The sequence below is a fragment of the Priestia sp. TSO9 genome, from assembly GCF_021029645.1.
In the GTDB taxonomy this organism is placed as follows: domain Bacteria; phylum Bacillota; class Bacilli; order Bacillales; family Bacillaceae_H; genus Priestia; species Priestia megaterium_E.
In genome coordinates, this window is the sequence record NZ_JAJEKD010000004.1 from 1 (window position 1) to 15,099 (window position 15,099).

Consider the following 15,099-nt stretch of genomic DNA (forward strand, 5'->3'; position numbering starts at 1 on the left):
ATGAGATTTCCCATAGCGCAAGCTAGTAAGATCCCTGAAAGATGATCAGGTTGATAGGTCAGAGGTGGAAGCGTGGCGACATGTGTAGCTGACTGATACTAATCGATCGAGGACTTAACCAAACTTTAAAAGCGTAAGCTTTACTCAGCAAACTGTTACCTAGTTTTGAGAGAACAAAACTTTTTAAAAAAGTCTTGCTTTCTTTATCAAATCATGTATAATATAATATGTCTGGTGGCGATAGCGAAGAGGTCACACCCGTTCCCATACCGAACACGGAAGTTAAGCTCTTTAGCGCCAATGGTAGTTGGGACTTTGTCCCTGTGAGAGTAGGACGTTGCCAGGCTGTTATTATTCCACAGTAGCTCAGTGGTAGAGCTATCGGCTGTTAACCGATCGGTCGTAGGTTCGAGTCCTACCTGTGGAGCCAACTGGCCCGTTGGTCAAGCGGTTAAGACACCGCCCTTTCACGGCGGTAACACGGGTTCGAATCCCGTACGGGTCACCATTTATTTTTATCTACATAATAGTGGAGGATTAGCTCAGCTGGGAGAGCACCTGCCTTACAAGCAGGGGGTCGGCGGTTCGATCCCGTCATCCTCCACCACCGTGCCGGTGTAGCTCAACTGGTAGAGCAACTGACTTGTAATCAGTAGGTTGGGGGTTCAAGTCCTCTTGCCGGCACCATTTATATCGGAGGGGTAGCGAAGTGGCTAAACGCGGCGGACTGTAAATCCGCTCCTTCGGGTTCGGCAGTTCGAATCTGCCCCCCTCCACCATTTTTATTGGGCTATCGCCAAGCGGTAAGGCAACGGATTTTGATTCCGTCATGCGTTGGTTCGAATCCAGCTAGCCCAGCCATAGAGAGCCATTAGCTCAGTTGGTAGAGCATCTGACTTTTAATCAGAGGGTCGAAGGTTCGAGTCCTTCATGGCTCATTTTAATAAGCGGAAGTAGTTCAGTGGTAGAACACCACCTTGCCAAGGTGGGGGTCGCGAGTTCGAACCTCGTCTTCCGCTCCATTTCTATATAAAAAAGATTTTGGGGCCTTAGCTCAGCTGGGAGAGCGCCTGCCTTGCACGCAGGAGGTCAGCGGTTCGATCCCGCTAGGCTCCACCATACATATAAACGTATAACCTTTAAGCAATTTGCTTAAAGGTTTTTTTGTGCAGTTTCTACAAATTAGAATTGTATATATATTCAAAAAAGTGTCGAGTTGAGCCATCGCTCATTTAGCCGTTACAATAAGAGAGTAGCAACATTTGTGATGGGGGGACATATTATGAATAAGCTTTCAATTATTGGAGTACCAATGGATTTAGGTCAAACTCGCCGTGGGGTCGATATGGGGCCAAGTGCGATACGATATGCAGGTGTTATTGAACGCATCGAGAATATTGGCTATAGTGTAGAAGATAAAGGGAATATTGAAATTGCCTTAGCTGAACGAGTACATAGTGATGAAAATACAAACTTAAAGAATTTAAAAGCTGTAGCAGATGCTAGCGAGAGGCTTGCTCAGACCGTAAGTGATGTTATTACAAATAAAAGGTTTCCTTTAGTGCTAGGGGGAGATCACAGCATCGCTATCGGAACACTAGCAGGAGTAAGTCGTCATTATCAAAACTTGGGCGTGATTTGGTATGATGCACACGGAGATTTGAATACAGCAGATACGTCTCCTTCAGGAAATATTCACGGTATGCCATTGGCGGCAAGTATAGGTATAGGAGACGACGCATTGACTCGAATTGGCGGTTATACACCTAAAGTCAAGCCGAAAAATATTGTGATTATCGGAGCACGTTCTTTAGATGAAGGAGAAAAAGAGCTAATAAAGGAAAAAGGGATTAAAGTGTATACGATGCATGAGATAGATCGAATGGGTATGACAAAAGTAATGGAAGAAACAATTTTATATTTGCGTGATAAAACAGATGGGGTTCATCTATCACTCGATTTAGATGGACTAGATCCACATGATGCACCTGGAGTAGGAACGCCAGTGATTGGTGGAATAAGCTACAGAGAAAGTCATTTAGCTATGGAGATGTTGGCAGAATCTCAGCTAATCACTTCTGCGGAGTTTGTGGAAGTGAATCCTATTTTAGATGAACGGAATAAAACAGCTACTGTAGCTGTTGCATTAATGGGCTCACTTTTAGGAGAAAAATTAGTATAAAACATTAGTACCTACCAAAAGGTACATCAAACATATATGAAGATAAAAAAAAGAAGCTCTTAGTTCGGATTCGAGAGCTTCTTTATATAGAGAAAAACTTTTCATATTCATTTAATAAACCATCTAACTCTGAACTTACTCTTACCACTGTTAGTGATGATAAAGGGTTTTCTGCTGCAAGAGTGACCATGTTATTTCTGCATTCTTCAATTTGATTCAAAAGGTTCTCTTTTGTATGAGTCAAGCTTTCCACTCCTCTTCTTTTCATCTATACTAATTACATAACCTACGTACGATCTTTTTAAACATATTTGACAAATTTTTGTTAAAATAATTAAGCATAAGTGAAACTTTATGATAAAGTACACGTATATATACTATCCCGCAATGGGCGGAGGTAACCGTTACATGGATTTATTATTAAAAAGGAAAATAAAAAAAGTAAAAAAAGGTGACCAGGATGCGTTTGCTGACATAGTAGAATATCACAAGGATAAACTTTTTCATCTATGTTATCGAATGTTAGGAAACCGGGAAGAAGCGCAAGACGCTGCACAAGAGGCGTTTATTCGAGCCTATGTAAATATTCATAGCTATGACACGAGTAAAAAATTTTCCACCTGGTTATATCGAATTGCTACAAATCTTTGTATTGATCGAATTCGTAAAAAAAAGCCAGACTATTATTTAGATGCAGAAGTAGCCGGGACCGACGGGTTAAATATGTACTCTCAAATAGCTGCCGATCAGGCCTTACCAGAGGAAGAACTAGAGCAAGTAGAATTGCAAGAATTCATTCAGTCGGAAATATTAAAGCTACCTGAGAAATATCGAACTGTCATTGTCCTAAAATATATAGATGAGCTGTCGTTAAAAGAAATCAGCGATATTTTAGACCTGCCGCTTGGTACGGTAAAGACTAGAATTCACAGAGGACGTGAAGCTTTAAGAAATCGACTTCGCCACTTGTAAGGAGTGAACTAAGAATGAAATGTCCAAAAATGTATGTAAATCTCATTCATGAACATTTGGATGGAGATATTACAAAAGAAAATGAACTATTATTAAAAGAGCATTTGCATCAATGCAAAGGTTGTCAGCAGCATATGCATCAGTTAAAAAGAACCATTGCATTTGTGCAAAGCACTTCTCATATAGAATTACCTATGAACTTTACAGCAGGTGTTATGGCTGGGTTACCACGTGAGAAGAATCGAATTCGAATGAATAGATGGTTTACAAACCACCCGATTCTTAGTGCAGCCGCTGTATTTGTGCTGTTAATGTCCGGCACGGTGTTTTCAGCTTGGGAAACGGATGAAGACTTTTCTGTTTCAAAGCAGCCGAACTTGGTCATTCACGATAAAACAGTCGTTGTACCAAAAGGTGAGACCGTCGAAGGTGATATTACTGTGAGAAATGGCGATATTAAAATTGAAGGAAAAGTAGATGGAAATGTTACTGTTATACATGGTGATAAGTACCTAGCTTCTGCAGGAGAAGTGACAGGCAATATTGAAGAGTTAGACAAGATTTTTGACTGGGTGTGGTATAACGTCAAAACTCATGCCAAACAAGCTGTTGACTTTTAATAGTTGAAACATACAACCGTCCGCTTATCTTGTTAGAGAGGAATAGTGGACGGTTTTATTTATATAAAAAGAAGGCTACATTATATAGGAACAAGGATTTAAAAATAAGATGTAATTTACAGTGTAATTTTGTTTTATGGTATAATAAAACGGTTATGTTATCTTTATTACATATATAGAGGAAGTGAGAAGATGCCTATTGGAGACCTGCCAATCCTCTCATATTTAGGAAAAATTGTTGATGTTCTCCTGGTATGGTTCGTCATATATAAATTAATTATGGTCATAAGAGGTACAAAAGCAGTACAGCTTTTAAAAGGAATCACGGTGATTTTAGTTGTCCGCTTTATAAGTAACTTCCTTGGACTAAATACGCTCCAATGGTTAATGGACCAAGCGTTAACGTATGGGTTTTTAGCTATCATTATTATCTTCCAGCCAGAGCTGCGCCGAGCGCTTGAACAGCTTGGGAGAGGACGTTTGTTTTCACGCAGCAATTTGCCTGAAGAAGATGAACGTACCGTTACGATTGAGGCGATTATAAAAGCAACGCATTATATGGCTAAAAGACGCATAGGTGCATTGATCTCAATCGAAAGAGAGACGGGTATGGGTGACTATATTGAAACAGGTATACCGCTCAACTCTAATATTTCTTCTGAATTATTAATCAACTTATTTATACCGAATACACCACTTCATGATGGAGCGGTTATTTTACAGCGGGATCAAGTAGCCGCTGCAGCATGTTACTTACCTTTATCTGAAAGTCCTTTTATTTCAAAAGAATTAGGTACTCGCCATCGTGCTGCTGTAGGAATAAGTGAAGTAACGGATAGTGTGACTGTCATTGTATCTGAAGAAACTGGAGGCATTTCCGTTACCAAAAATGGTGAATTGTATCGTGAATTGACAATTGATACATTGAGAGAAATGCTCGAAAAAGAATTAGTCACAATTTCTAAAGCAACTTCTTCCACTCGTTGGCAATGGAGGTTGAAGAAGAATGGATAAATTGATGAATCGATCGTGGGTTATGAAAATTATCGCGTTGCTATTAGCCTTCATGTTATATTTATCTGTTAATTTAGATGATGGTGCCAGTTCATCAAATAAGTTTCTGAACCGAAGCAGTTCTGCCAACACCGGAGTAGAAACATTAACAGATGTTCCAGTTCAAGTATCCTATAATGAGAAGAACAGAATTGTAAGAGGTGTTCCGGATACGGTTATTATGACACTGGAAGGTCCTAAAAATATTTTGGCTCAAACAAAACTACAAAAAGATTATCAAGCTTATATTGACCTTGATAATTTAAGCTTAGGGCAGCATAGAGTCAAGGTTCAGTATCGAAATATCTCTGATAATTTAAACGTAGTGGTTAAGCCTGATATTGTAAACGTAACAATTGAAGAACGCGATTCAAAGCAATTTTCCGTAGAGGCAAGCTATGATAAAAACAAAGTCAAGAATGGATATGAAGCAGGGGAAGCAATCGTTAGTCCAAGAGCCGTCACGGTAACGGGCGCATCAAGTCAATTAGACCAAGTTGCTTATGTGAAAGCTATTATTGATTTAGATAATGCTTCAAAAACAGTCACGAAACAAGCAACTGTTGTCGCACTAGACAAGAATTTAAATAAATTGAATTTAACAGTTCAACCAGAAACGGTCAATGTAACAATTCCAGTGAAAAATATTAGTAAAAAAGTGCCGATCGATGTGATTCAAGAAGGCACGCCAGGCGACGGTGTCAACATTACGAAGCTAGAGCCTAAAACAGATACAGTGAAAATTATCGGTCCATCTGATTCTTTAGAAAAAATCGATAAAATTGATAATATTCCAGTCGATGTTACCGGTATTACGAAATCTAAAGATATTAAGGTGAACGTCCCTGTTCCAGACGGAATAGATAGTGTAAGTCCTAAACAAATTACCGTTCATGTGGAAGTAGACAAACAAGGTGATGAGCAAGACGCAGAAGAAACGGACGCAAGTGCAGCTGAGACTAAGTCATTTAAGAATTTACCAGTTTCTTTAACTGGTCAATCCTCAAAGTACACGTATGAACTGCTTTCCCCTACTTCAGTAGATGCGGATGTAAAAGGACCAAAATCTGATTTAGATAAGTTAACGAAAAGCGGCATTACCTTGTCAGCGAATGTAGGGAATTTATCTGCCGGGGAGCACACGGTTCCTATTATAATAAATAGTCCCGACTCTGTTACATCAACTCTATCGACTAAACAGGCAAAAGTTCGTGTAACAGCGAAAAAACAATCAGAGACAAATGATGAGCAAACAGATAAAGAAACAAGTGGAAGCACGAGCGGTAAAGAAACAAAGCCAGACACGGGAACTGGATCAGGAACAGGAACAGGAACAGGAACAGGAACAAATCCTGGGACGGGAAATTCAGGTGATTCAGCTGATAAACCAAGCGAAGAGACCGATACACCTGAAGATAATACAGATACACCAACAGATAGTACAGAAACTGGTGACGACAGTAGTAATCAAAGTGATGAAAATTCTACACCCGTAGATGGACAGACAGATAATACATCAGGAAACTAAATGTTTTGACATAAAGGAGAGAAAATTAATGGGTAAGTATTTTGGAACAGACGGAGTACGAGGAGTTGCCAATAGTGAATTAACTCCTGAGCTTGCTTTTAAAATTGGACGCTTAGGTGGTTACGTTCTAACAAAAGATTCAGAGCGACCAAAAGTATTAATCGGACGCGATACACGCGTTTCTGGTCATATGTTAGAAGGAGCGCTTGTTGCAGGATTGCTTTCAATTGGAGCAGAAGTTATGCGACTAGGCGTTATTTCAACTCCAGGGGTAGCGTATTTAACAAAAGCACTTGGCGCACAAGCAGGAGTCATGATCTCTGCTTCGCATAACCCAGTTCAAGATAACGGAATTAAATTCTTTGGTCCAGATGGATTTAAACTTTCAGATGCCCAAGAGAATGAAATTGAAGCGTTAATGGATAGTGAAACAGATCAATTACCAAGACCTGTTGGGGGAGACTTAGGTCAGGTAAATGACTACTTTGAAGGTGGACAAAAATATCTTCAATACTTAAAACAAACGGTTGATGAAGACTTCTCAGGTATTCATGTAGCATTAGACTGTGCGCACGGGGCAACGTCATCGTTAGCAGCACATTTATTTGCGGATTTAGATGCAGATATCTCTACAATGGGAGCATCTCCAAACGGATTAAACATCAATGACGGTGTAGGATCTACACATCCGGAAGCATTAAGTGCCTTCTTAAAAGAAAAAGGAGCGGATGTTGGATTAGCATTTGATGGAGACGGAGATCGTTTAATCGCAATCGATGAAAAAGGCGAGATTGTAGACGGTGATCAAATTATGTTCATTTGTGCAAAATACTTATATGAACAAGGACGTTTAAAGAAAAACACGCTTGTTTCTACCGTTATGAGTAACTTAGGCTTCTATAAAGCACTAGAAGCTAGCGGGATTGAAAGTGCACAAACTGGTGTAGGAGACCGTTACGTAGTAGAAGAAATGAAAGCTAATCAATATAACCTAGGTGGAGAACAGTCAGGTCATATTATTTTCTTAGATTACAACACAACAGGTGACGGTATGCTTTCAGCTATTCAGCTTGTAAACATTATGCAAGCAACGAAAAAGCCTTTATCAGAACTAGCAGCTGAAATGAAGAAATATCCTCAGCTTCTTGTAAATGTAAAAGTAACAGATAAGCATCATGTTACAGATAACGAGAAGGTAAAAGTGGTTATTGAAGAAGTGGAAAAAGAAATGAACGGTAATGGCCGAGTACTTGTACGCCCTTCAGGAACAGAGCCGTTAGTACGTGTTATGGTTGAAGCACAAACACAAGAAGAATGTGAAACTTATGTAACACGTATCGTAGAAGTAGTAAAAGAAGAAATGGGCTTAGAGTAATTCATTAATTATATGCATAAGCGGTGACGTTTCAAGCTGCTTATGCATATTTTTATATTGTTGAGAAAAATTCTTGGAAATTATCTAATGCTAAAGGCTGTTTTTACAGATAGTAAAGAAGATAATTGACGTTTTCTCACTTCTTATTGTAATATTAAATCTGTTCGTCTCTTAATTTATGTAAAGGAGTGAACAATCTATTTTAAAATTGAATACAAAGCGCCTGAACTAAGTAAAGGGACGGAAACGACTTAGTTGACGAGGAGGAGGTTTATCGAAGTATCGGCGGATGCCTCCCGGTTGTTGATTATCACGGCCGAAAACTTGATGTGAAAAACAATGAGGTGACTTATTGGACAAAAGCATTGAGATGATAATCATTGATGATGAAAAGAGACTCTCTTTTCATACATGAAGGAGGATTTTATCTATGTGCGGAATTGTAGGATATATTGGAACAGAAGATTCGAAAGAAATTTTATTACGTGGTCTTGAAAAGTTAGAATATCGTGGCTATGACTCAGCGGGTATTGCAGTTGTTAACAATGAAGGCGTACACGTATTCAAAGAAAAAGGCCGTATTGCAGAATTGCGTCAGGCAGTAGATCACAGTGTTGTAGCACCAGCAGGTATCGGTCATACGCGTTGGGCAACTCATGGTGTACCAAGCCAAGAAAATGCTCACCCGCATCAAAGTACATCTGGACGCTTCACACTTGTGCATAACGGTGTAATTGAAAACTATGCTATTTTGAAACGTGAATATTTACAAGATGTAACGTTCAAAAGCGAAACGGATACAGAAGTAATCGTTCAGTTAATTGAAAAAATCGCAGCAGAAGGCTTAGATGTAGAAGAAGCGTTCCGTAAGACAGTAAGCTTGCTTCACGGTTCTTATGCACTAGCTCTTGTTGATAACGAAGATAAAAATACAATCTACGTAGCTAAAAACAAAAGCCCGCTTCTTGTAGGTGTTGGCGAAGGATTTAACGTTGTAGCGAGTGATGCTATGGCAATGCTTCAAGTAACAGATCAGTACGTAGAATTAATGGATAAAGAAACAGTAATTGTGACAAAAGAAGGCGTAACAATTAAAACGCTTGATGGTGAAGTGGTAGAAAGAGCACCTTATACAGCAGAGCTTGATGCAAGTGATATTGAAAAAGGTACGTACCCTCACTATATGTTAAAAGAAATTGATGAGCAGCCTTTAGTTGTTCGTAAAATCATTCAAGAGTACCAAAATGAGAACAATGAACTGCACATTGATGCAGACATTTTAGGAGCAATGGATGAAGCAGACCGCATCTATATCGTAGCATGTGGAACAAGCTATCATGCAGGCCTAGTAGGTAAACAATTCATTGAAACGTGGGCGAAGGTTCCAGTAGAAGTGCACGTAGCAAGTGAATTCTCTTATAACATGCCGCTTTTATCTGAAAAGCCATTGTTTATCTTTATCTCTCAAAGTGGAGAAACAGCTGACAGCCGTGCAGTATTAGTTCAAATTAAAGAACTAGGTTACAAAGCGTTAACAATCACAAACGTTCCGGGATCAACATTATCTCGTGAATCTGATTATACGTTATTACTTCATGCAGGTCCGGAAATTGCTGTAGCATCAACAAAGGCTTATACAGCTCAATTAGCAGTCCTATCAATTCTAGCGGCTGTAACAGCAAAAAAACGCGGCATTGAATTAGAATTTGATTTAGTTCAAGAGTTAGCAATCGTAGCAAACACAATGGAAGTACTTTGCGACGACAAAGAAGAAATGGAAAGCATTGCTCTTCAATTCTTAGCAACAACTCGCAACGCATTCTTTATTGGACGTTCTGTTGATTATTATGTAGGTTTAGAAGGTGCGTTAAAACTAAAAGAAATCTCTTACATCCAAGCAGAAGGATTTGCTGGAGGAGAGCTTAAGCACGGAACAATCGCTTTAATTGAAAACAATACGCCAATTATTGCATTAGCAACACAAGAACATGTAAACTTAAGCATCCGTGGTAACGTAAAAGAAGTAGTAGCACGTGGAGCTAATCCTTGTATCATTTCAATGAAAGGATTAGAAACAGAAGAAGATCGCTACGTGATTCCGAAAGTTCATGAAACACTTTCACCACTAGCAGCGGTTATTCCTTTACAATTAATCTCTTACTACGCTGCATTGCACCGCGATTGCGATGTAGATAAACCACGTAACTTAGCAAAATCAGTTACTGTAGAATAATAAGGTTCTAGACACCCTTCTATTATAGAAGGGTGTTTTTGTATATAATTCTCATTGAGCTAAAAAATATATTTGCTTGCTCAATTTATTTTATATAATAGAGTAGGTAAATGAACGAAACTCACTTATAAAAAAGGAAGTGAAAAGTATTAGTGGAGTAGCTCAAAGTATAAGGTACGTGTTGCGAGGCATCTTTTTTGTCTTGTATTTCCCCTTTTATTTTGTATTTCAAATTTTGTGTAAGCTATGGATATATTTTATCGCTAAGCCCCTCATATGGATAGGAACAAGAATTATTCAACCTGTCATTGATTTCATTTGGAGATACATTATACGTTTCTTGTTCGTTTATCCTATTTCTTGGCTATGGAGTGTCCTCATCTATCCTTTTATTCTCTTCGTTTGGAAACGATGTTTTTTGCCTATAACTAGATTTATATGGAAGTGCGTTTTATACCCTGTGTTGTATCTAGTTTGTTACCCTTGTTATCTTTTCTGGAAATATGTTGTGCTGCCATTTTACAATGAAATTGTTATTCCTGTGGTTTCATTTTGTCAGCGTATATTCCTCTGTTTCTGGAAAGGAGTTAAGTGGATCATAATTCATATGATCTACTATCCTTTACGGTGGATTTGGATGAGATGTATATACAAACCGCTTAAAGATGTATATACAAAAATCATTCAGCCGGTTATCAAATGGTTTTCTCATTTATTTAGTTAATGAAATATACCAAAAGATTGCTTTTCTTTTTTAAGTATTAAACTCGAAAGATAAGAGGGAATTGATGTATAATAAAGACGGATATATCATTGCCTATTTATTTTATTAGATTCAATTTTGAAAGAGAGTGAAACAATATGGGCCGTAAGTGGAACAATATTAAAGAAAAGAAAGCTTCAAAAGATGCTAATACAAGTCGTATATATGCCAAGTTTGGCCGTGAGATTTATGTGGCTGCGAAACAAGGCGAGCCAGATCCAGAATCAAACCAAGCGTTAAAAGTTGTATTAGAACGCGCGAAAACATACAATGTGCCAAAAGCAATTATTGACCGTGCGATTGAAAAAGCAAAAGGCGGATCAGAAGAAAATTACGATAATCTTCGTTACGAAGGTTTTGGACCAAATGGCTCAATGGTTATCGTAGATGCTCTTACGAATAACGTAAACAGAACAGCTTCAGACGTGCGTGCTGCTTTTGGTAAAAACGGCGGTAATATGGGAGTAAGCGGATCAGTAGCGTACATGTTTGATCCAACAGCTGTTATTGGTGTAGAAGGTAAGGATGAAGAAGAGACGCTAGAACTGTTAATGGAAGCAGATGTAGATGTGCGTGACATTTTAGAAGAAGAAGATTCTGTAATTGTTTATGCTGATCCGGATCAATTCCATGCGGTACAAAAAGCGTTCAACGATGCTGGGATTACGGAATTTACAGTAGCTGAGCAAACGATGCTTGCTCAAAATGATGTAACTCTTCCTGAAGATGCACAAGCTCAGTTTGAAAAAATGATTGATGCATTAGAGGACCTAGAAGATGTGCAGCAAGTATATCACAACGTTGATTTAGGATAATAGTGAAAGAGGCAGACCTATCAAAGAGGTCTGTCTTTTTTTATAGGCCGTGTGAAAAGCATCTATTGACCCTTTCCCTTCGTTTGGAATATGGTAAGATAATGAATTAAGAATAGAAAATAGTAGAATTTTATAAGAGATAAATGGAGGGAAAGCAGTTGAAAAAATTAATGGTGGGGATGGCGTTAACAGCTACACTTGCAACGGCTGTAACGCCTGGCTTTGGCTCAATCGTGGGAAATCAAGAAAAGGCATATGCAGCGACAGTTACATATAAAGTAACGGCAAGCAAGCTAAATGTGAGAAGTGGAGCGGGAACGACTTACGGGATTATTGGCAGCGTAGTGAAAGGTCAAATGCTATCTGTGGTGAGCAAAAGCGGAAGCTGGTACAAAATTAACTACAACGGCCGCACGGGCTACGTAAGCAGCGATTATGTACAAGCATCAGGAACAACAACCCCACCAGCAGAAAGCACAACGTACATAGTAACGGCAAGCACGCTAAATGTAAGAAGCGGAGCAGGCACCAACTATGCATCCATAGGAAGTGTGACAAAAGGCCAGAAGCTGTCCGTGGTGAGCAAAAGCGGAAGCTGGTACAAAATTAACTACAACGGCCGTACAGGCTACGTAAGTAGTGACTACGTACAGGTATCGGGAACAGGAGCAACGCCGCCGGCAGAAAGCACAACGTACACAGTAACGGCAAGCACGTTGAATGTAAGAAGCGGAGCGGGCACTAGCTATGCATCCATAGGAAGTGTGACAAAAGGCCAGAAGCTGTCTGTGGTGGGCAAAAGCGGAAGCTGGTATAAAATTAACTACAACGGCCGTACAGGATATGTAAGCAGTGACTATGTACAGGCTTCAGCTACAGCGTCTCCAAAGCTCGTAGTCGATTCTTTTAAAACGTTAGGTAACGCTCAGCAAGTCATCTTGGTTACAGCAGATAACTACGATACGAAGTCTGCTAAAATTCAAACTTTTGAAAAGGTCGATGGAAAATGGAAGCAAGTTTTAACTGCGAACGGTGTACTTGGACAAAAAGGATTCGCTTTATCTAAAAAAGAAGGAGATATGGAATCTCCGACAGGGAAATATACAATTGGCACAGCATTTGGACGCTATGCAAATCCTGGAACTAAGCTTCCATATCGAAAGATTACAGCAAATGATGTGTGGGTAGACGATTCAAAAAGCTCTCTATATAATACGTGGCAGCAAAAGCCGGCGAATGGCCGCTGGACAAGCGCTGAGAACATGGATATCCCGGCTTATGATTATGGGTTTGTCATTAATTATAATGAATCTAGAACCCCAGGAAAGGGAAGTGCAATCTTCTTTCATGTAGGAACAAATTATACCGCAGGATGTACGGCCACTTCTAAAGAACAAGTTGTCTCTATTTTAAAATGGTTAAATCCAGAGAAAAATCCGGTGATTATTCAATCTCCTGTAAGTGAATTAGATAAATATTAAGTTAGAAAGCAGCTGAATTCGTGTAATTCAGCTGCTTTTTTATGTAATTAAAAGCTTTGTCCGTCTGTGGTACGACAAAGTTAGTTTTCCTATTCATTGAATGAAAGCGTTTAATCTCTTACGATTAAAGTATCATCACGTAGAGAAAGGAAGAGAGCAAATGGCTCAATCTAATATAAAAGTAGCTGTACAAAAGTTTGGGAACTTTCTAAGTTCAATGGTTATGCCAAATATCGGAGCATTTATTGCATGGGGACTTATTACTGCTTTATTTATTCCAACAGGCTTTTTTCCAAATGAAAGCCTTGCCAAACTAGTGGATCCAATGGTCAAGTATTTGCTTCCGCTGCTAATCGGCTACACAGGAGGAAAGCTTGTAAACGATCAGCGCGGAGGCGTTGTAGGTGCTATAGCGACCATGGGCGTCATCGTTGGATCTGATATTCCGATGTTTCTAGGCGCTATGATTATGGGACCGCTTGGCGGTTATATCATCAAGAAGTTTGATCAGTTTATTGAAGGTAAAGTCAAAACAGGATTCGAGATGTTAATTAATAATTTCTCAGCAGGTATTCTTGGAGGAATTCTAGCGATTCTAGCCTTTTTAGGAGTTAGCCCGGCTGTTGATGGATTTACAGGTGCACTTGTAGTGGGTGTAGATTGGATGGTTGCACATGGCCTTCTTCCACTTACAAGTATTCTAATTGAACCAGCTAAAATTTTATTCTTAAATAATGCTATTAATCACGGTATCTTATCTCCGATCGGAGCAGAACAAATTCGAACAAACGGACAGTCCATTCTATTGTTATTAGAAACAAATCCTGGTCCGGGATTAGGAATTCTGTTGGCGTATTGCTTCTTTGGAAAAGGAACAGCAAAACAGTCAGCGCCGGGAGCGGCCATCATTCATTTTATTGGCGGAATTCACGAAATTTACTTCCCTTACGTTTTAATGCGTCCTCTTCTAATCATTGCGGCTATTTTAGGAGGAATGAGCGGCGTATTTACATTTGTTCTTTTAGGCGGAGGCTTACAAGCGGTTGCTTCACCAGGAAGTATTTTGGCTATTTTAGCTGCTACACCAGGTAATGCAGGCAGCTATGTTGCAAATATCTCAGGTGTTCTTGTTGCAGCCGTCGTATCGTTTATTGTAGGTTCGTTAATTTTAAAAACGGGCAAGCAAACAGAAGATTTGGACGAAGCAGCTCGCAAAATGCAAGAGATGAAGGGCAAGAAGAGCTCTGTAGCAGGAAGCTTTACAAAACAGCAAGGCGACGTACCAGCAAGCGTTCAAAAAATTGTTTTTGCCTGTGACGCAGGTATGGGATCGAGTGCAATGGGCGCCTCTCTTCTTCGCAAGAAAGTTAAACAAGCAGATTTAAATATTTCGGTAACAAATACAGCTATCAGTAATATTCCAAGTGATGCTCAAATCGTTATTACACAGGAAGAGCTAACGCCAAGAGCTCAAAATAAAGTTCCAGATGCGTATCATATCTCGGTTGATAATTTTCTATCTAGCCCGGAATATGACAAATTAATTGATCAACTAAAAAATGATCATACTACTTCTAAGGCGGAAGAAGAAAAGAACGTATCTGTAGAAAATAATACAGATAGTAATGATGGTTTATTAAAAGAAGAAAACGTTTTCTTGAATCAGCACTTTTCTTCTAAGGAAGAAGCAATTCGATTTGCAGGAAGTGTGTTAGTAAAAGGCGGATATGTAGAAGAAAACTATGTTGAAGCGATGATTGAGCGCGACAATATGACTTCTACTTATATGGGAAATGACGTAGCGATTCCGCACGGTACGGAAGAAGCGAAAAAGAACGTTTTAAGATCAGGTTTTACAGTGATTCAAGTTCCAGAAGGCGTTTATTTTGATGGTGAGAAAGTTCGTTTAATTTTTGGAATTGCCGGAAAAGACGGCACCCATTTAGAAATTTTATCTGGTATCGCGATTACATGTTCTGATATGGACAATATTGAAAAGATGGTTCATGCCAAATCAGCTAAAGAATTAATGGCTATTATTCAAAGTAACTAACGGGATAGAAAGGCATGGAGATGC

11 protein-coding genes, 9 tRNA genes and 2 rRNA genes are annotated in these 15,099 nt (G+C 39.2%); 21 read left to right on the top strand and 1 reads right to left on the bottom strand.

Features of this window, described 5'->3' with window-relative positions:
* From LJC66_RS00760 to rocF, 12 genes are all read left to right on the top strand, one after another.
* Positions 1-122, top strand: a 23S ribosomal RNA gene (locus LJC66_RS00760); the annotation flags it as partial.
* Between the two features lie 108 nt (positions 123-230).
* Positions 231-346: ribosomal RNA gene (rrf, locus tag LJC66_RS00765) — 5S ribosomal RNA — on the top strand.
* Between the two features lie 9 nt (positions 347-355).
* Positions 356-430: transfer RNA gene (locus tag LJC66_RS00770), tRNA-Asn, on the top strand.
* Between the two features lie 3 nt (positions 431-433).
* Positions 434-508 (top strand) — tRNA-Glu (locus LJC66_RS00775).
* A gap of 23 nt (positions 509-531) precedes the next feature.
* A tRNA-Val gene (locus LJC66_RS00780) sits at positions 532-607 on the top strand.
* Between the two features lie 4 nt (positions 608-611).
* Positions 612-687: transfer RNA gene (locus LJC66_RS00785), tRNA-Thr, on the top strand.
* An 8-nt stretch (positions 688-695) separates the two neighbouring features.
* Positions 696-779 (top strand) — tRNA-Tyr (locus tag LJC66_RS00790).
* A 7-nt stretch (positions 780-786) separates the two neighbouring features.
* Positions 787-861, top strand: a tRNA-Gln gene (locus LJC66_RS00795).
* A gap of 4 nt (positions 862-865) precedes the next feature.
* Positions 866-938, top strand: a tRNA-Lys gene (locus tag LJC66_RS00800).
* A 9-nt stretch (positions 939-947) separates the two neighbouring features.
* Positions 948-1,022, top strand: a tRNA-Gly gene (locus LJC66_RS00805).
* Between the two features lie 21 nt (positions 1,023-1,043).
* Positions 1,044-1,119, top strand: a tRNA-Ala gene (locus LJC66_RS00810).
* 163 nt (positions 1,120-1,282) lie between these two features.
* Positions 1,283-2,182, top strand: a complete 900-nt coding sequence (gene rocF, locus LJC66_RS00815) for an arginase (RefSeq protein WP_050690779.1) — start codon at positions 1,283-1,285, stop codon at positions 2,180-2,182.
* Between the two features lie 82 nt (positions 2,183-2,264).
* Here the strand turns inward: rocF and LJC66_RS00820 are convergent, their stop codons facing one another.
* Entirely contained in the window at positions 2,265-2,426 is a 162-nt protein-coding gene (locus LJC66_RS00820) for an aspartyl-phosphate phosphatase Spo0E family protein (RefSeq protein ID WP_013054968.1), read from the bottom strand.
* Positions 2,427-2,590: 164 nt separating this feature from the next.
* Between LJC66_RS00820 and sigW the strand changes: the two genes are divergently transcribed.
* The 9 genes from sigW (at position 2,591) to LJC66_RS00865 (ending at position 15,075) form a co-directional block, all read left to right on the top strand.
* A complete protein-coding gene (gene sigW / locus LJC66_RS00825) occupies positions 2,591-3,154 on the top strand; it encodes an RNA polymerase sigma factor SigW (protein ID WP_013054969.1) in 564 nt (187 codons plus the stop codon).
* A 14-nt stretch (positions 3,155-3,168) separates the two neighbouring features.
* On the top strand, positions 3,169-3,774 hold the full coding sequence (locus LJC66_RS00830; RefSeq protein WP_050690780.1) for an anti-sigma factor family protein: 606 nt from the start codon (positions 3,169-3,171) through the stop codon (positions 3,772-3,774).
* 192 nt (positions 3,775-3,966) lie between these two features.
* Positions 3,967-4,788 carry a diadenylate cyclase CdaA gene (cdaA, locus tag LJC66_RS00835; RefSeq protein WP_050690781.1) on the top strand — a complete coding sequence of 274 codons (822 nt, stop codon included), beginning with the start codon at positions 3,967-3,969 and terminating at the stop codon, positions 4,786-4,788.
* Positions 4,781-6,355, top strand: a complete 1,575-nt coding sequence (locus tag LJC66_RS00840; protein ID WP_230931645.1) for a CdaR family protein — start codon at positions 4,781-4,783, stop codon at positions 6,353-6,355. The genes cdaA and LJC66_RS00840 overlap by 8 nt, the downstream gene beginning before the upstream one ends.
* A gap of 28 nt (positions 6,356-6,383) precedes the next feature.
* Positions 6,384-7,730: a phosphoglucosamine mutase gene (glmM, locus tag LJC66_RS00845; protein WP_025753441.1), complete on the top strand. Its 1,347-nt coding sequence runs from the start codon at positions 6,384-6,386 to the stop codon at positions 7,728-7,730.
* Between the two features lie 430 nt (positions 7,731-8,160).
* Entirely contained in the window at positions 8,161-9,963 is a 1,803-nt protein-coding gene (gene glmS / locus LJC66_RS00850; protein WP_230931646.1) for a glutamine--fructose-6-phosphate transaminase (isomerizing), read from the top strand.
* An 861-nt stretch (positions 9,964-10,824) separates the two neighbouring features.
* The gene (locus tag LJC66_RS00855) at positions 10,825-11,541 is read left to right on the top strand and encodes a YebC/PmpR family DNA-binding transcriptional regulator (RefSeq protein ID WP_013054976.1); all 717 of its coding nucleotides are present in this window, start codon (positions 10,825-10,827) and stop codon (positions 11,539-11,541) included.
* A gap of 143 nt (positions 11,542-11,684) precedes the next feature.
* Complete coding sequence (locus tag LJC66_RS00860; RefSeq protein WP_208732802.1) at positions 11,685-13,022, top strand: SH3 domain-containing protein; 1,338 nt, start codon at positions 11,685-11,687, stop codon at positions 13,020-13,022.
* A gap of 160 nt (positions 13,023-13,182) precedes the next feature.
* Positions 13,183-15,075: a PTS mannitol transporter subunit IICBA gene (locus LJC66_RS00865; RefSeq protein ID WP_230931647.1), complete on the top strand. Its 1,893-nt coding sequence runs from the start codon at positions 13,183-13,185 to the stop codon at positions 15,073-15,075.
* Positions 15,076-15,099: the final 24 nt, after the last annotated feature.